Origin of the sequence: Tessaracoccus aquimaris, from assembly GCF_001997345.1 — a bacterium.
In the GTDB taxonomy this organism is placed as follows: Bacteria; Actinomycetota; Actinomycetes; order Propionibacteriales; family Propionibacteriaceae; genus Arachnia; species Arachnia aquimaris.
On record NZ_CP019606.1, the window covers coordinates 1541012 to 1557974 of the forward strand.

The 16963-nt window shown below is 68.8% G+C and carries 14 protein-coding genes; 3 read left to right on the top strand and 11 right to left on the bottom strand.

Going from position 1 to position 16963, the window contains the following annotated elements:
• Positions 1 to 325 precede the first annotated feature (325 nt).
• Positions 326 to 1006, top strand: coding sequence for an SPFH domain-containing protein (locus tag BW730_RS07250; RefSeq protein WP_158522520.1), 681 nt, complete (start codon positions 326 to 328; stop codon positions 1004 to 1006).
• A 63-nt stretch (positions 1007 to 1069) separates the two neighbouring features.
• Here the strand turns inward: BW730_RS07250 and gnpA are convergent, their stop codons facing one another.
• From gnpA to BW730_RS18060, 6 genes are all read right to left on the bottom strand, one after another.
• Positions 1070 to 3271, bottom strand: coding sequence for a 1,3-beta-galactosyl-N-acetylhexosamine phosphorylase (gene gnpA / locus BW730_RS07255; protein ID WP_077685663.1), 2202 nt, complete (start codon positions 3269 to 3271; stop codon positions 1070 to 1072).
• A 298-nt stretch (positions 3272 to 3569) separates the two neighbouring features.
• Entirely contained in the window at positions 3570 to 4361 is a 792-nt protein-coding gene (locus tag BW730_RS07260) for a sulfurtransferase (protein WP_077685664.1), read from the bottom strand.
• A gap of 9 nt (positions 4362 to 4370) precedes the next feature.
• Positions 4371 to 5030, bottom strand: a complete 660-nt coding sequence (locus tag BW730_RS07265) for a helix-turn-helix transcriptional regulator (protein ID WP_226997131.1) — start codon at positions 5028 to 5030, stop codon at positions 4371 to 4373.
• A gap of 244 nt (positions 5031 to 5274) precedes the next feature.
• Complete coding sequence (locus tag BW730_RS07270; protein WP_077685666.1) at positions 5275 to 8103, bottom strand: vitamin B12-dependent ribonucleotide reductase; 2829 nt, start codon at positions 8101 to 8103, stop codon at positions 5275 to 5277.
• 59 nt (positions 8104 to 8162) lie between these two features.
• The gene (gene nrdR / locus BW730_RS07275) at positions 8163 to 8675 is read right to left on the bottom strand and encodes a transcriptional regulator NrdR (RefSeq protein WP_077685667.1); all 513 of its coding nucleotides are present in this window, start codon (positions 8673 to 8675) and stop codon (positions 8163 to 8165) included.
• Positions 8676 to 8856: 181 nt separating this feature from the next.
• The gene (locus tag BW730_RS18060; RefSeq protein WP_145952760.1) at positions 8857 to 9186 is read right to left on the bottom strand and encodes a hypothetical protein; all 330 of its coding nucleotides are present in this window, start codon (positions 9184 to 9186) and stop codon (positions 8857 to 8859) included.
• A gap of 237 nt (positions 9187 to 9423) precedes the next feature.
• Here BW730_RS18060 and lexA point away from each other — a divergent pair, with 237 nt between their 5' ends.
• Entirely contained in the window at positions 9424 to 10158 is a 735-nt protein-coding gene (lexA, locus tag BW730_RS07280) for a transcriptional repressor LexA (protein ID WP_077685668.1), read from the top strand.
• 73 nt (positions 10159 to 10231) lie between these two features.
• On the opposite strand, the gene BW730_RS07285 is transcribed toward lexA, so the two are convergent.
• From BW730_RS07285 to BW730_RS07305, 5 genes are all read right to left on the bottom strand, one after another.
• A complete protein-coding gene (locus tag BW730_RS07285) occupies positions 10232 to 11659 on the bottom strand; it encodes a phosphoglucomutase/phosphomannomutase family protein (RefSeq protein ID WP_077685669.1) in 1428 nt (475 codons plus the stop codon).
• Positions 11660 to 11736: 77 nt separating this feature from the next.
• The gene (locus BW730_RS07290) at positions 11737 to 12417 is read right to left on the bottom strand and encodes a Crp/Fnr family transcriptional regulator (RefSeq protein ID WP_077685670.1); all 681 of its coding nucleotides are present in this window, start codon (positions 12415 to 12417) and stop codon (positions 11737 to 11739) included.
• Positions 12414 to 14300, bottom strand: coding sequence for a heavy metal translocating P-type ATPase (locus BW730_RS07295; protein WP_077685671.1), 1887 nt, complete (start codon positions 14298 to 14300; stop codon positions 12414 to 12416). The genes BW730_RS07290 and BW730_RS07295 overlap by 4 nt, the downstream gene beginning before the upstream one ends.
• Complete coding sequence (locus tag BW730_RS07300) at positions 14297 to 14506, bottom strand: cation transporter (protein WP_077685672.1); 210 nt, start codon at positions 14504 to 14506, stop codon at positions 14297 to 14299. The genes BW730_RS07295 and BW730_RS07300 overlap by 4 nt, the downstream gene beginning before the upstream one ends.
• Before the next feature lie 85 nt (positions 14507 to 14591).
• A complete protein-coding gene (locus BW730_RS07305) occupies positions 14592 to 16190 on the bottom strand; it encodes an ABC-F family ATP-binding cassette domain-containing protein (RefSeq protein ID WP_077685673.1) in 1599 nt (532 codons plus the stop codon).
• Between the two features lie 99 nt (positions 16191 to 16289).
• Between BW730_RS07305 and BW730_RS07310 the strand changes: the two genes are divergently transcribed.
• On the top strand, positions 16290 to 16931 hold the full coding sequence (locus tag BW730_RS07310; protein ID WP_077685674.1) for a response regulator transcription factor: 642 nt from the start codon (positions 16290 to 16292) through the stop codon (positions 16929 to 16931).
• The last annotated feature ends 32 nt before the right edge of the window (positions 16932 to 16963 follow it).

Genomic DNA, 16963 nt, shown 5'->3' on the forward strand with positions numbered 1-16963 from the left:
AGTACAGATTACCCGCGCGGGCGCGCCGCGGCCGACGCGCGACAACGGGTGGACGGGGCCGCGCCCTTGCCGGGGGCGCATGGGCGTCGATACCCTTGGAGGCTCGACGTCGTCTGGGCGGAAGCACCGTGGTGCGACCCGTACCCTCGTCGGCGGCGTCGATGTCCCCACCAGGACACATTCACAAGGGAAAGGCCGCAAGGCCCGGGGTTCGAGTCCCCATCAGGGTCCGGATCGTGGCAACACGCGCGGGCGTCATGCACCCTTCACTGGGTCCACGACCGCGCCGGCCGCGATCCGGGCCCTCGAACCAGAAGGAGTAGCGGTGAAGCTCACCACCTTCCACGTCACAGTGGACCCGCACGAGGTCGTCGTCGCGCACCTCGACGGACGCAGCAAGATCCTGCCCGCCGGACGGCACCGTCGCACGAGGAACGCGACCTACTCCCCCATCTCGACGGCCCGCCGCCTGCTGCAGTTGGCCCCGCAGGAGATCCCCACCTCCGACGGCGCCCAGGTCAAGATCACCGCGGTCGCCGACGTGCGCGTGGTCGACCCGCTCGCAGGGCTCGAGTTCGAGCAGCCTGAGCAGGCGATCTACCTCGCGATCCAGGTCGCGCTGCGCGACGAGTTCGCCGAACTGGACGTCACCGAGGCCGCGCAGGCCCCGCGCAGCAACCCCGACCTGGTCGCCCGGGTCAAGGCCCGCGCCGTCGAGGCGGGTACCCGCGTCGGCTACGAGGTCTCCTCGGTTGTGATCAAGGACGTGATCCTGCCCGCCGACCTGCGCTCGGCGGCGATGGCCCTGCTGACCGCGAAGACCCGCGGCCTTGCCCAGTTGGAGTCGGCGCGCGCCGAGACGGCCGCGCTGCGCACGCTCGCCAACGGCGCGAAGATCCTGGAGGACCACCCGGCGCTCGCGAAGCTTCGGATGGTGCAGGCGATCCCGATGGGTTCCTCGCTGAGCCTGCGCCTCGACGACGACGCACGCGCCCAGGCCGACTAGGACTTCGAGAGACCAGACGACGAAGCGCCCCGACCAGACGGTCGGGGCGCTTCTCTCTGCTCGTCAGGCCAGGTCGATCCAGCGCGACTCCATGGGCTCCAGGTCGAGGTCCAGTTTGCGGACCTCGCCTTCGCCCTCCAGTCCGGTGGTGCGGCCCGCGAGCCGCGTCGAGACGGCCTCCATCAGGTTGTTCATCACGAAGCCCTTGCCCGCCTCGGGGAACACCGCCACCTCGACGCCCGGGTGCGAGGGCACCCACTGGGCGCCGAAGTCGGCCTCACGGCCTGCTGCCCAGTAGATCGCGCGGTGCAGCAGTCGCGAGTTCTCGTGGCTGTAGGGCAGCCCCGCCAGGTAGACGCCGCGGCCCTCGCCCTGCTGGTGCGCGGCCAACTCGACCGAGCCGTCCTGCAGGCGCAGGATCTGCGTCGCGTCGCCGGTGGCGAAGATGTCGCCCGCTCCCTCGCCGACGTTGAGCGCGCCGGGGAGGTCCTCGGTGATGAAGTGCTCCCGCGACTCGACCGGGTAGCGGTCGGTGGACTGCGAGAAGCCCAGTTCCTTGTCGACGCCCAGCACGTCGGAGAGTTGGAAGAACGCGCCCTCCGACTGCACCGCGGTCGGCTCGCCGACGCCGATCAGGCCGCCGCCGCGCGCGACGAAGCCGCGCACCGCGACCAGCACGTCGGAGTCCAGCCAGTTGTCCCCGCCGGAGAAGGCGGTGCCTGCCGCGCCGACGTTGAGGACGACGTCCAGGCCGTCGAGCGCGCCGCCGCGCACGTCGTCGAAGCTGACGAACTTCAGGTCGAACGGCAGCCCTGCCAGCGACTCGAGGACGCCAAGGTAGGAGTAGATCTGCTTGTACCAGAGCGCGTGGGCGACCATGTGTGTCTGCCAACTGCGCATCGCACCCCAGCAGTTGAGGATGCCGACGCGGATGCTGGAGGACTGCGGCAGGCGCCCTTCCCCGACCTCGTGGATGGAGCGGAACTCGTCGGCGATCTGGGTGATCCGGTCCATGAACTCCGGGAACTTCACCGCGAGCGACAGGTAGCCGCCGTAGCCGATCCTCTCGAGCGGCTTGCGGGCGATCGCGCGGCGCGACTGCAGCCAGGAGACGTTCGCCTCGCCGAGCGGGTCGCCGCCCTCGGTGAACACGTCCGGGAAGAAGTAGGGCAGGAACCGGCCCTCGGTGTAGCGCACGCTGGGGATGTCGGAGATCATCCGGCAGGTGGCGGCGGAGCCGACCGAGCCGACGACCCCGTCGACGCCGGTGGTGGCGAACTGCTCGCCGTAGGGCTCGGTGCCCATCCAGTTGTCGCCCAGGAACATCAGGGCTTCCTTGCCGTACTCGTGCACGATGTCGACGAGGTCCTTGACGCGGGCGCAGACGAACCGGTTCTGGAAGTCGATCCAGTCGCTGAACGCCTTGCTCGGCACCTGGAAGGCGTTGTTGTAGTAGCCCTGGTCGACGAAGTCCTCGGCGCGCAGGCGGTAGCCGTACTCGGCCTCGAAGGCGTCCATCGCGCGCGGCGACACCGACGCGGAGTAGCCGAACCAGTCGACGAACTTCTCCTTGCCGAGGTCGTTGAAGACCAGCGTGAAGTGGTAGAAGAACGTGGTGAAGCGCACCACGTCGACCTCGGGGCGCTCCTCGCACCAGCGGCGAAGCGACGTGGTCATGAACTCCCACGCGGCCGGGTGCCTTGCGTCGTAGCCGATCTCGCGCACGCGCGTCGGGTCGTCCTGCCAGTTGTTGGTCGTGTAGTTGTACATCTGCGTCGAGTCCCAGACCTGCCAGGCCAGGAAGCTGACCGTGTAGACATGGAACGCCGCCGGCTGGGCGATCGTGACGACGGTGTCGGTGCCCTCTCCGGCGACGCTCCACCCGTCGACGGGGACGACCTCGCCGGTGGTGCGGTCGATGACCTCCCACCAGCGCTGCACGTCGCCCAGGTCGGGCTCGATCTGCAGCGCGTAGTAGCCGTTCATCACCGAGACGGCGAGCGGGCCCTCTGCCGGGGCGGTGACCCGCTCCGACATCAGGTAGAAGTGCGGACGGGCGTCGAGGTTCGCGAGCGCGAACTCCTGGTTGCCGCGCGCCGGGAAGTAGGTCTCATAGACCTTCACTCCCAACTGCGACGTGATCTCCGGCAGCCACGTGCCGTCGGAGTTGCGGACGGCGTCTGCGCCGATCCGCTGCAGGATGTGGGGAAGCTGGTCGTCCATGCCCTGTTCGATGGGCATGGTGACGCGACCGCGTGAAGTCATGGCGTGGGGTTCCTCCGAATGGAATGGCAGATGTGGTCGAGTCTTCCAGCCGAGGTCGCGGAGGGTCACATTGCGACGCCAATCGCGAAGGCTTTTTGCGCATTACGCCGCCACTGGGATCGGTGGATGGCCGAGCGGGCCGAGGGCGCGGAAACCTCAGCGGGTCAGAGCCGGCCAAGTCAGACGAGCACTATCCGCAACTCGATGCCGATTCGATCGTTCAATCTCGACGCACACCGACACGAACACCGACTACTGCTCAACGCCAGACCAGCACGCGGACGGCCTCGGAGACGGGTCACGCCCCCGTCGCGACGTCCCGGTCGGTGGCGCTGTACTCGGACCACGAGCCCGGGTACAAGCGACCCCTCCCGAGCCCGGCCAGTTCCATCGCGATCAGGTTGTGGCAGGCCGTGACGCCGGAGCCGCAGTAGGAGATGACACCCTCGGCCGGTCCCAGCCCCGCGAACCTCTGGCGCAGATCGTCTGGGGTCTTGAAGCGCGACCCGTCCAGGTTGCCGCTCAGCGGATAGCTGCGGGCACCCGGGATGTGGCCGGCCTTCGGGTCGATCGGCTCGTGCTCGCCGCGGAACCGCTCCGTGGCGCGGGCATCGATCACGACGGGGCCGGCGACGGCCTCGTCGATGGTGGCGAGTGCGTCGTCCGGCCACTGCGTCGCGGTGAATGAGGCGACCTCGGGCAGCACCGCCTCGGTGCTCAGGTCGCCCTCCCAGGCGTCGATGCCGCCGTCCAGCAGCGCCGCGTCGCGACCCAGCATCCTGAGCAGCCAGACGAGGCGCGCGGCCATCGCGCCCCCAGCGTCGTCGTAGGCCACGACGACGGACCCGTCGCCGATGCCACTTGCCGACAGGCCCGCCGCGAACCGGGCGGGGTCGGGCAGCGGATGCCTGCCCCTGTCTCCCGGCGGGTCGGCGAGCACCACGTCGAGCGAGACGAACACCGCCCCGGGAAGGTGGCCTGCGCGATAGGCGTCGGCTCCGGAGCGCCCATCGAGGTAGGAGCGGACGTCGGCGACGACCGCCTCGGGATGGGCCTCAAGCCAGGCCTGGTCGACAACTGGTGGGATCATCCCGCCAGCCTATCGCCGACGGTCCTCGTACTCCCGGCCGCTGTTGGGCAGCATGCCGTGCTCAAGGCCCCACCGGACCGCCTGCGAGCGGCGCGCAACGCCGATCTTCCGGTAGGCGGAGCGGATATAGGACTTGATCGAGTTGATCGACAGGAAGCTGCGCGAGGCGATGTCCTGGTTCGTCAGGCCCTGCGTGATGAGCGCCATCACCTCGGCCTCGCGCGGGCTGAGGCCGTACTCGCTTCCCGGCCAGGACAGCTCTGCGGACGAGGACTCGCTCGTGACCTCACGGCCCGCCTCCGAGACCACGATCTCGCCCTGGGCGATGGCCTCCAGCGCCTCCACCAGTTCCAGCGCCGTCATCGACTTGTCGAGGTAGCCGCTGCAGCCGAGCGCGACGGCCTCCGCCGCGAGCTGGGGAACCAGGTTCCAGGTGAACACCACGAGGTGGCCGACGTCGGGGTCGGCGAGCAGGCGCGCGACGTCGTCGTTGCCCCGCTGCGACTCTCCGAAGGTGTCGAACAAGGTGATGTCGACCTTCACATCCACCGTCGCGCCCCACGCCAACGCCGCTACTTCGACGCGTTCGCCGTAGCGGCGCAGCATTCCCTTCAGGCCATGGACAACCACGTCATAGTCGTTCAAAAGGGCAACGCGGATCGGACTCACGAGGCGACTATACGGAGGGTGAAAGCGCCTCCGAACTCCCCCAAGGGGGTGGCCGCAAACAAACACCCCTTGGGGTGAACTGCCTTGCCCCAGGGGTGCGCTTAAGGTCTTTGATGGTGTTCCCTCACCCTCGGGTCTGACCCGAGTAGGCCGGCGCCGGCGGTAACGTCGGCGTCGGTCCCTCCTCCTTAGAACAGACCGAGGCCCGCCCCCTTTCGGGAGCGGGCCTCGGCCTGTTGACTGGTCAGCTGCAGCCGCTGGTGGAGCCGCAGCCCTCGCACACGTAGCAGGAGCCGGACGGGCGCATCTTGGTGCCGCACGTCATGCACAGCGGAGCGTCGACCTCGGCGACCCCGAGGGCCTCCATCAGCTCGGCGGTCGTGTGCGCGTCGAGCAGCGAGGGCTGCCGGGCGCCGTCGACGTTGAAGTCGTCGCCGGCGTCGTTGCGCAGGGTCTCGGACTCGATCAGCTCGGCCTCGTCCTCCTCGGACAGGTACGAGCCGGTCTCCACGTAGCGGGCGCGCTCGGCGGCGGTGTAGATGCCGAGCTCGGAACGGTCGTCGAAGGTCAGGTAGTCCAGCGCCAGGCGGCGGAAGATGTAGTCCATGAACGACTGCGCGATGCGGATGTCAGGATCGTCGGTCATGCCCGCCGGCTCGAACTTCAGGTTCGTGAACTTCTGCACGAAGCTCTCAAGCGGCACGCCGTACTGCAGACCGATCGACACGGCGATCGAGAACGCGTCCATCACGCCCGCGAGGGTCGAGCCCTGCTTGCCGAGCTTCAGGAACACCTCACCGAGGCGACCGTCCTGGTAGGAGCCGGAGGTCATGTAGCCCTCGGCGCCGCTGACGGAGAAGCTCGTGGTGCGACCCGAACGCGACTTCGGGAGGCGCTGGCGCTTCGGACGGTACTCGATGCGCACCTCCGGCTCGGCCTTCTTCTCCTCCTTCGTCTCCTTCTTGCCGTCGGAGAGAGGCTGACCGACCTTGCAGTTGTCGCGGTACACGGCAAGCGCCTTGAGGCCGAGCTTCCAGCCCTGCAGGTAGACGTCCTCGATCTCCTCGACCGTGGCGGACTCGGGCAGGTTGACGGTCTTGGAGATCGCGCCGGACAGGAACGGCTGCACGGCAGCCATCATCCGCACGTGACCCATCGGCTTGATCGCCCTGGTGCCCATCGCGGTGTCGAAGACCTCGTAGTGCTCCGCGGCAAGACCGGGGGCGCCGACGACGTGGCCCTTGCTGCTGATGAACTCGACGATCGCCTCGATCTCCTCGGCGTTGTAGCCGAGCCGCTTCAGCGCCCGCGGGATCGTCTGGTTGACGATCTGCATGGAGCCGCCGCCGACCAGCTTCTTGAACTTGACCAGCGAGAAGTCGGGCTCGACGCCCGTGGTGTCGCAGTCCATCATGAAGCCGATGGTGCCGGTGGGCGCGAGCACGGAGGCCTGGGCGTTGCGGAAGCCGTTGACGGTGCCGGTGCTGACCACCTCGTCCCACTCGCGGGTCGCGACGGCGTGCAGCGCACGGTCATCGGGCAGCACGCGCAGGTCATCGTTGGCGGCCTGGTGCTTGCGCATCACGCGCTGGTGGGCATCGGCGTTGACCGCGTAGCCGTTGTACGGACCGACCACGGCCGCGAGTTCTGCGCTGCGACGGTACGAGGCGCCCGTCATGATCGACGTGATGGCAGCAGCGGTGGAGCGGCCACCCTCGGTGTCATAGCCCTTGCCCATCGCCATCAGCAGCGCGCCGAGGTTGGCGTAGCCGATGCCGAGCTGGCGGAAGTTGCGGGTGGTCTCGCCGATCGGCTCCGTCGGGAAGTCGGCGAAGCAGATCGAGATGTCCATCGCGGTGATGATCAGTTCGACGGCCTTGACGAACAACTCCGCGTCGAAGGTGCCGTCGGCCTTGAGGAACTTCAGCAGGTTCAGCGACGCCAGGTTGCACGACGAGTTGTCGAGGCTCATGTACTCGGAGCAGGGGTTCGACGCCGTGATGGGGCCGGTCTCCGGGTTGGTGTGCCACGCGTTGATGGTGTCGTTGTACTGGATGCCGGGATCGGCGCACTCCCACGCGGCCTTGGCGATCTTGCGGAAGAGGGTCTTGGCGTCGACCTCCTCGATCACCGAGCCGTCGCCGCGGGCGCGCAGCCCGAACGCGGAGCCGCTCTCCACGGCAGCCATGAACTCGTCGTTCACGCGCACCGAGTTGTTGGCGTTCTGGTACTGGACCGAGGTGATGTCCTTGCCGCCGAGGTCCATGTCGAACCCGGCGTCGCGCAGCGCACGGATCTTGTCCTCCTCGCGCGCCTTCGTCTCGACGAACTCCTCGATGTCGGGGTGGTCGACGTCCAGCACGACCATCTTCGCGGCCCGGCGGGTCGCGCCGCCCGACTTGATGGTGCCGGCAGAGGCGTCTGCGCCGCGCATGAAGGACACGGGGCCCGAGGCGGTGCCACCGGAGCTCAGCAGTTCCTTCGACGAGCGGATCCGCGACAGGTTCAGGCCGGCACCGGAGCCGCCCTTGAAGATGAAGCCCTCTTCCTTGTACCAGTTGAGGATCGAGTCCATGGAGTCGTCGACCGACAGGATGAAACACGCGCTGACCTGCTGCGGCGAGGGGGTGCCGACGTTGAACCAGACAGGCGAGTTGAAGGAGAAGTACTGGTTGAGCAGCATCCAGGTGAGCTCGTGCTCGAAGATCTCGCCGTCCTGCTCGGTGGCGAAGTAGCCGAAGTCCTGGCCCGCCTTGGCGTAGGTGGTGACGACCCGGTCGATCAGCGTCTTGAGGCTGGCCTCGCGCTGTTCGGTGCCGAGCGCTCCACGGAAGTACTTGGTGGTGACGATCGTGGAGGCGTTGACGCTCCACGACGACGGGAACTCGACCCCGTGCTGCTCGAAGACGGTCTCGCCGGTCCTCCAGTTGGTCTGCACCACGTCGCGGCGGTCCCACTCCACTTCGTCGTAGGGGTGCACCCCCTCTTTGGTGAAGACGCGCCCGATGGTGAGGCCCTTGCCCTGGGTCTCCGAGTTCTTGCGGCGTGTTCCGCGCGCGGCAGTGGCGGTCATTGTTTTCCCCTCGTGTGTATCCGGTGTTGTGTGTCAGATGAGTGTGCTGGCGCTGAGCGTCAACTGATCAGCGGTTCCTGGCTGAGCGCGCCGACGAGGACCTGACTGCCCTGCGGCGGTTGCTGCGACACGCTGAGTCGCAGCGTGTCGATCTCTCTCTGGAAGTCGTCGACCGAGTCGTAGTTCTTGTAGACGCTTGCGAAGCGCAGGTACGCGACGGCGTCCAACTCCTCGAGCGGCCCAAGGATGGCGACCCCGATCTTCTCGGACGGGATCTCCGCGAACCCTGAGGCACGCAGCGACTCCTCGACCCGCTGGGCGAGCGATGCCAACTGCGCGGGTGTCACGGGACGACCCTTGCAGGCCTTCGACACCCCACGGATGACCTTGTCCCTGCTGAACGCCTCGACGACCCCGGAGCGCTTCACGACGGTCAGCACGATCTGCTCGACGGTGGTGAACTTGCGCTCACACATCGGGCATGCACGCCTGCGCCGGATGGCCGAACCATCCTCTGTGGCACGCGAATCCGACACCTTGGTGTCGCCGTGCCTGCAGAACGGGCAGTGCATTGTCGTGGACCTTCCCTCGTGAATCCCCTGCGGAGGTACCAAGGTGCCACGTTCAGCTCAAAACCACAAGCCCTTGTGTAGCGACACGCCCAGAACCACTAGATATAGGAATTCTAGGCTGGCCCGGCACCCCAGACAAGCACTCCAGGGGCGACACGCCGAAGCGCTGACTAGGCCACGCTCACGGCTGCGTGACGTGCGCCCAGCCCGGGTCTCCGGCGACGTACTCGAACGCCGGATCGGGTGTGGCGTTGGCCGCGAACTGACCGACGCACATCGCCCCACCGACGACGGTCAGCGCACCGACCAGCGCCACCTTTGCGACAAGCCACGGCGACCTGGGCGCCGGACGGGAGGCGACGCACGAGGCGACCCTAGCGGTCGCGCCGGGGCGCTCGCCACGCCTGGGGTGGGCGACGGGGAGGCGGAGATCGGGGCGGCCGGCAGGCGTAACGGTGACGACTCTGCGGGACCCTGCGTCAACGACCTGGAAAGAAACTGCAGCGGCCATGGGGACCACCCCTCTCGTCCTAGAACAACTGTTCGATTACTGAGCTTAGCGCCTCGACTCTCGAAATGGAACATCCGTTCGATCCACGTGTCGCGTCGCCCTCAAGAAGCACTCAACACGACGCCTCCGACAGTTTCGTTTCGGCGTGTCGTCCCGCGACCAGGACGCAGTCAGGGAGAAGCGAAGACACGCTGCCCAATTTCGAACACACGTTCGTTCAGCGGCTACAGTGGGTCCATGCCCGACAAGACCCCACGCCGCGGACGGCCCACCAACGCCTCGCTCGCCGCCGAGTTCGGCAGCATCACCCCGCTGCCGGACGGCCCGGAGGACCTGCACGGCCTCACCGCGCGCCAGATGGCGATCCTCCAGGTGATCCGCGAGTCGATCGAGGAGGTCGGTTATCCACCGAGCATCCGCGAGGTCGCCACGCGCGCCGGCCTGGCGTCGACGTCGTCGGTCGCCTACCAACTCAAGGTGCTGGAGGAGAAGGGGTTCCTGCGCCGCGATCCGAACCGGCCCCGCGCCGTCGTAGTCCAGATGCCGGGCGAAAGCTCCGAGGACCTCGACCCGACGCAGCACTTCGACTCGGCGCCCCGCTCCGTCGCGGCTCCCCTGCTTGGCCGCATCGCGGCGGGCGGGCCGATCCTTGCGGAGCAGCAGGTCGACGACGTGTTCGCGCTTCCGAAGCAGTTGGTCGGCGATGGCGAGATCTTCATGCTCGAGGTCAAGGGCGACTCGATGATCGAGGCGGCGATCTGCGACGGCGACTGGGTCGTGGTGCGCAGGCAGAACGACGCCATCAACGGCGACATCGTGGCGGCCCTCCTTGACGACGAGGCCACCGTCAAGACGCTGCGCCGCAGGGACGGCGAGGTGTGGCTGCTGCCGCACAACGAGCGGTACTCCCCCATCGACGGCACCCACGCGCAGATCATGGGCAAGGTCGTCGCGGTGATGCGCAAGCTCTGAGCAGGAGCCAACGCCAAGGCGAAGACGAAGGAACCGGCCGACGCCAACGCGTCGGCCGCCTTCGTCTAGGGGCTCAGAGGCCCAGGAATGCGCGGAACTCGTCGCAGCAGCGCTCGGCCCGCTCCCGGTCGGGGAGTTCGCAGAAGATGCGCAGCAGCGGCTCGGTGCCCGAGAAGCGCGCGATGATCCAACCGTCCTCGAAGTAGACCTTGCAGCCGTCCTCGTAGGAGGTGCGCACGACGGGCTCGGAGAACTCGGGCAGCCGCTTCTCGACCATCAGCGTGTTGAGGATCTCCGGCTTGCGCTCCGGGTCGAATGAGAAGTCCGTCTCTGCCATGTAGTGCGGCGGGAACTGGCCGACGATCTCCTTGTAGATCTGGCTCATGGGCTTGCCGACGACCGCGATCATCTCGACGAGCAGCGCGGCGGCGTAGATGCCGTCCTTGCCGGAGATGTGGCCGCGCACCGTGAGGCCGCCGGAGCTCTCGCCGCCGATGATGGCGTCGGTCTCGAGCATCTTGCCGGAGATCCACTTGAATCCGACGGGGACCTCGTGGGACTCCTCGCCGAACATCGTGGCGACGTCGTCAAGCAGCGAGGTGGTCGCGACGTTGCGCACGACCGCGCCCTTCCAACCCTTGTACTTGAGCAGGTAGTAGTAGAGGATCACCAGCAACTGGTTGGGGTGCAGGAAGTTGCCCAGGTCGTCGATGATGCCGATCCGGTCGGCGTCACCGTCGGTGGCGATGCCGAGGTCGCACTTGTTCTCCACCACGTAGCGCGAAAGCGCCTGCAGCGTGTGGGAGGTCGGCGACGGGAGCCTGCCGCCGAAGAGCGTGTCGTGGCGGTCGTTGATGACCTCCACGTCGACGCGGGCGGTCATCAGGATGGTCTGGAGAGAGGTCTTCGACACGCCAAACATCGGGTCGAGCGCGACCTTGAGCCCCGCCTCGCGGATCGCCTCCATGTTGATCTGGGAGATGATCGAGTCGATGTAGCCGTTGAAGGTGTTGATCTCCTCGACGGCACCCGTCGCGATGGCCTTGGGGTAGGCGATCGAGGCGATGTCGGCCTCCGGCGCGCCCTCGAGGGCCTCCATCCGGCGCTCGACGTCGAGCGTCACGTCCTCGTCGGCGTCCTTGCCGCCGCGGGTGAACACCTTGATGCCGTTGTACAGCGCGGGGTTGTGGGACGCGGTGATGGCCATGCCGTACGGCAGGTTCTGGTCCTTGACCGTCCACATGATCAGCGGGGTCGGCGCCTGGGCGACCTTGATCACCTTTGTCGGGATGCCGTACCCGGCGAACACCTCCGCCGCCCACTGCGCCGCGACGTCCGAGAGGAACCGGCGGTCGTAACCGATCACGATCCCCTCGTCCGCGACGCCCTCGTCGCGCATCCGAGCCGCGAGGGCTGCGCTGAGCAGCCGCACGTTCGCCCTGATGAACTCGTCTCCGATGATTGCCCGCCAGCCGCCAGTGCCAAAGTTGATTCGTGCCACGCCTCAACAGTAGACCGGGCCCCCCGGAGAGCCGGTCATCCTAACGAGCGAATGCGCAACCATCATGCACACGTCGCTCACTGTGTCTCGGCGATCCTCGCCAAAGCTTCCGGGTCGTGCAGTTCGACGGTTGCCTTGTCGACGCGGATCAGGCCTGCCCTGCTGAGGGCACCCAGACGCCTGCTGAGCGTCTCCGGGCTCAGTCCGAGCAGCGAGGCGACGTCGCGCTTCGGCACCGGGAAGGTGACGGCGGGGCGACCGTCGCTCCACCGGGCGGGCAGTTCCAGCAGGTAGCCCGCGACCCGCGCGCCGGCGTCGACCCCGCTCACCGCCGCGAGCGACGCCTCCGCCGCTGACAGTCGCCGCGTGACGGCCCGCAGCATCCGCAGCCCGATGTCGGGGAACCGGTTCACCAGGTCCTCCAGATCCCGGTGTCGGAAACTGCACACCTCTGCCGGCTCGACGCTGACGGCGAGCCGGTCGTCCGCGTCTCCGGTGACGAAGCCGATCTCCCCGACGAAGTCGCCGGGGTGCAGAACCCGCAGGACCTGCTCCTGCCCGCCCGGCGCAACCCTCGACACGCGAAGTGCGCCGGAGTGCACCACCAGCAAGGTGCCGGCGCGCTCGCCGGGGCGTTGGGCCACCTCGCCCCTGTCGAGCCGCAACGGCCTCGCAAGCCGGGCGACCTCGCCCTGTTGGGCGGCGGTCAGCCCCGCGAAGATCGGCACCCGGCCGACGCAGGAGCCCCGATGGGTCATCGCCTCGCCTCCTCGACCAGCGGGAGCCTCGACGCCTCCGTGGCGGCCGGCCCGCGCATTCTCGTCAGGCGCAGCGCGTTCACGATCACCAGCAGCACGCTCGCCTCGTGCACCAGCATGCCACCCGCCAACCCGATGTCGCGGCTCAGGACCCCCACCAGCAGTACGGCGACCGTGGCGAGCGCGAGCGCCGTGTTCTGCCGCATCACGCGCACGGTCGCCCGGGCCACCCGCCTCGCGTGCGCGAACTGATCGAGCCTGTCGCCGAGGAGGACGACGTCGGCCGTCTCGACGGAGGCGTCCGTGCCGCCGACGCCCATCGCGACACCCACGTCGGCCCGTGCGAGCGCCGGGGCGTCGTTGACGCCGTCGCCCAGCATCACGACGGTGCGACCTGAGGCCTGCAGGTCGGCGACGGCCGCGGCCTTGTCTGCTGGGAGCAGCCTGCCGTGTGCCTCGTCGACGCCCAACGCCTCGGCGACCCGCCTCGTCGGGCCGTCCGCGTCCCCGCTGAGGGCGACCACCCGCTCGATCCCGGCCGCCCGGAGCCGCCGGATCGCGTCGGCGGCCTCGGCGCGGGGCTGGTCGGCGATGGCGATCAGGCCGAGCAGTCGGCGCTCGTCAGCGACGAACACCACGCTGGCGCCCTCCTCCTCGAGGCGGTCGGCGCGGGTCAGCGCCGCGACCCCTGGCGGGGCGCCGAACTCGGTGACGAAGTCCGGGGTGCCGACGGCGATCCGGCGGCCCTCATGGCGACCCGAGATGCCTGCGCCCGTGAGCACGTAGATGTCCTCGGGGCGACCGAGCGGGAGGCCGCGGGTCCTGGCTGCCGCGACGATGGCGGCGCCCAAGGGGTGTTCGCTCGCCGACTCGACGGCCGCCGCACTCTCCAGCACGTCCCCGCGCGCGACGCCTGGCTCCGCGACGACCTCGGTGACGGCGGGGCGACCGAGCGTCAGCGTCCCGGTCTTGTCGACGACGAGGGTGTCGGCCGAGGCGAGCGCCTCGAGCGCCTCGCCCGACTTGATCAGCACCCCCTGCCTGGCGATGGCGCCGAGGCCCGCGACGGCGGCGACGGGCACGGAGATGACGAGCGCGCCGGGGCAGGCGATCACCAGGAACACCAGGGCGAACTCGACGTCCCGGGTGAGCGCGAACACCAGCAGGGAGGCGAGCAGCACGCCCGGGGTGTAGTACCTGGCGAACCGTTCGAGGAACCGCTGCCGCCTGGTGCGCGATTCCTGCGCCTCCTCTACCAGGTCGATGATCCTGCCGTAGGTGGTTTCGGCGCCGATCAGTTCGGCCTCGACCTCCAGGTAGCCCGACGTCAGGAGCGTGGCCGCGCGGACGCGTTCCCCAGCGACCCTGTGCACCGGGCTCGGCTCGCCGGTGAGCGTGGACTCGTCGACCCATGCGTCGCCGGTCAGCACGGTCCCGTCGACCGCGATCCGCTCCCCCGTGGTGACGATCACCCGCTCGCCGGGGAGCACATCCTCGACGTCGACGGCGACCCGTCCGCCGTCGCGATCGATCGTCGCGCGGGTGGGGGCGAGCGCGACGAGGGCAAGCAGCGAGCGGCGGGTGCGTTCGAGGGTGCGCGCCTCCAGCCAGGCCCCGAACAGGAACAGGAACCCGACGACCGCTGCCTCGGTGGCCTCGCCGATGATGAGCGCGCCGACGATGGCGATCGTGACGAGCAGATCGATGCTGAAGGCCCGCACCCGAAGGGCGCGCAGCGCGCGCCGCGCGATCGGCCCGAGGCTCAGCAGCGCAGAGACGCTCAGCAGCACGGCGGCGACCTGCGAGGCCCCCGTGACGTGCGCGGCCAGCGCGGCGATCAGCAGCGCGCCGCTGGAGGCCGTCAAGGCGTCGCGGGCGTTCATTTCCGCACCGGGTACCCGAGCGCGTCCAGGTCGGCGACGAGGTCGTCGCGGGTCACCTTGCCGGGGTCGTACTCGACGCGCACGGCGTTGGAGGCGAAGCGGACCTTGACGGCGTCGACGCCCGGACGGCGCGCCAGGCCCCGTTCGATGGTTGCGATGCAACTGGGGCAGGTGAGGGGGACGGTGGTGAGCGTGACGGTGGACATTGGTTCCTCCTGGAACTGGGGTGCGGGCCGGATCGCCCGACACCCCCATGTCACCGCTTGGCGGCGTGAACCGCCTTGACCTGCGTCAAGCCAGGTCGATCAGATCCGCGTAGTCCTCGGACCAGAGGTCCTCGACGCCGTCCGGCAGCACAAGCACCCGGTCCGGATGCAGCGCCTCGACGGCCCCCGGGTCGTGCGTGACGAGCACGACGGCGCCCGCATAGGTGCGCAGCGCGCTGAGCACCTCGGCCCGCGACGCGGGGTCGAGGTTGTTGGTCGGCTCGTCGAGCAGCAGCACGTTGGCGGCGGAGACGACGAGCATGGCAAGCGAAAGGCGCGTCTTCTCGCCGCCGGAGAGCACCCTGGCCGGCTTGTCGACGTCATCGCCCGTGAACAGGAACGAGCCGAGCACCTTGCGCACGTCGGTGTCGTTGAGGTTGGGCGAGGCCGAGACCATGTTGGCGAGCACGGACCGGTCGACGTCGAGGGTCTCGTGTTCCTGCGCGTAGTACCCGACGCGCGCGCCGTGGCCGAGTTCGACCCGGCCGGCAGTCGGCTCCTCGATGCCGTAGAGGACGCGCAGCATGGTGGTCTTTCCCGCGCCGTTCAGGCCGAGAATGACGACCTTCGAGCCTCGGTCGACCGCGAGATCGACCGCGGTGAACACCTCGAGCGAGCCGTAGGACTTGCTGAGCTCGAATCCCCGCACGGGCGTCTTGCCGGAGGGTGCCGGGTCGGGGAAGCGGATCTTGGCGACCTGGTCGACGGCGCGCTCCCCCTCGACGCCCGCGAGCAGTCGCTCGGCCCGTTTGGCCATGTTCTGCGCCGCGACGGCCTTCGTGGCCTTCGCGCGCATCTTGTCCGCCTGCGCCATCAACTGGGCGGCCTTGCGTTCCGCGTTGACCAGTTCGCGCTTGCGGCGCTTCTCGTCGGTCTCGCGCTGCAGCAGGTACCGCTTCCAGTCCATCGAGTAGACGTCCATTTCGGAGCGGTTCGCGTCGAGGTGGAAGACCTTGTTGACGACGGCCTCGAGCAGCGCCGTGTCGTGGGAGATGATGATCAGCCCGCCCGCGAAGCCCTGCAGGTAGCTGCGCAGCCACACGATGGAGTCGGCGTCGAGGTGGTTGGTCGGCTCATCGAGCAGGAGCGTGTCGGCGTCGGAGAACAGGATCCTTGCCAGTTCGATGCGGCGCCGCTGGCCACCGGAGAGCGTCTTGAGGGGCTGGCCGAGCACCCGGTCGGGCAGGCCGAGGTTCGACGCGATCCGCGCGGCCTCCGACTCCGCCGCGTAGCCTCCCGCGGCGAGGAAGGCGGCCTCGGCGCGGGTGTATGCCGACATGGCCTCGTCGCGTTCGGCGCCGTCGGCGCTGGCCATGGTCTCCTCGGTGCGCCGCATCCGGCGGATGGCCTGGTCGAGGCCGCGGGCGCCGAGGATGCGGTCGCGGGCGATCTGTTCGGGGTCACCGGAGCGGGGGTCCTGCGGCAGGTAGCCGAGTTGGCCGGTGCGGTTGACGGTGCCTGCGGCGGGCTGGGACTCGCCGGACAGGATCCGCGTCAGGGTCGTCTTCCCTGCGCCGTTGCGGCCGACGAGGCCGATCCGGTCGCCCGGGATCACCTGAAAACTGACAGGCGAAAGCAGCAAGCGGGCGCCTGCCCGCACCTCGATGTCCTTGACCTGTAGCACCGACCTAGTCTGTCGCTCCTGGCGCGATTAGCCAAAACTGCCGCGTCGCCAGGCCACCCCGACGGGTGAGGTCCGCCCCACAGGGCTATCGTGTGCGCCATGGAGCCGACGATCCGCGTTCTTCTCGCCGAAGACGACCCCCTGGCTCAGGAGGCGGTTGCGGCCTACCTTGCCCGCACCCCCGACCTGGAACTGGTCGGCGTGGCTGGAGACGGGATCGCCGCCGTCGACCTGGCCCGCTCGGTGCGACCCGACGTCGCCGTGGTCGACATCCACCTTCCGGGGATCGACGGCATCGAGGTGACGCGGCGCCTCACGGCCCCTCCATTGAGCGTCAAGGTGTTGTGCTTCACCGCGCTCGGCGACGATCAGATGATGGTGCGAGCCATCGAGGCGGGCGCCGACGGCTTCCTGCTGAAGTCCGACAGCGTCGGCCTGATCCTGCACGGCATCCGCAGCGCGGCTAACGGGGAGGCGTTGGTCTCCCCGAAGCTGGTGACGGCGCTGTTGACGTCGCGCGCGAACCGCGCGGAGCCGCCAGGAACGCTCTCCGAGACCGATCGGCGACTGCTGATGCTGATCGGGCAGGGGCGCAGCAATGCCGAGATCGCCGAGGAGATGTTCCTGGCGACCACCACCGTCAAGACCTACGTCAGCCGGCTGCTGAGGCGCCTGGCCGTGAGGAACAGGGCGGCGCTTGCCGCCCGGGCCCACGAATGGGGCCTCGTGCCGCGAAGGTGACCTGAACTGGCCCGCAGGGGTTGGAAGATGGG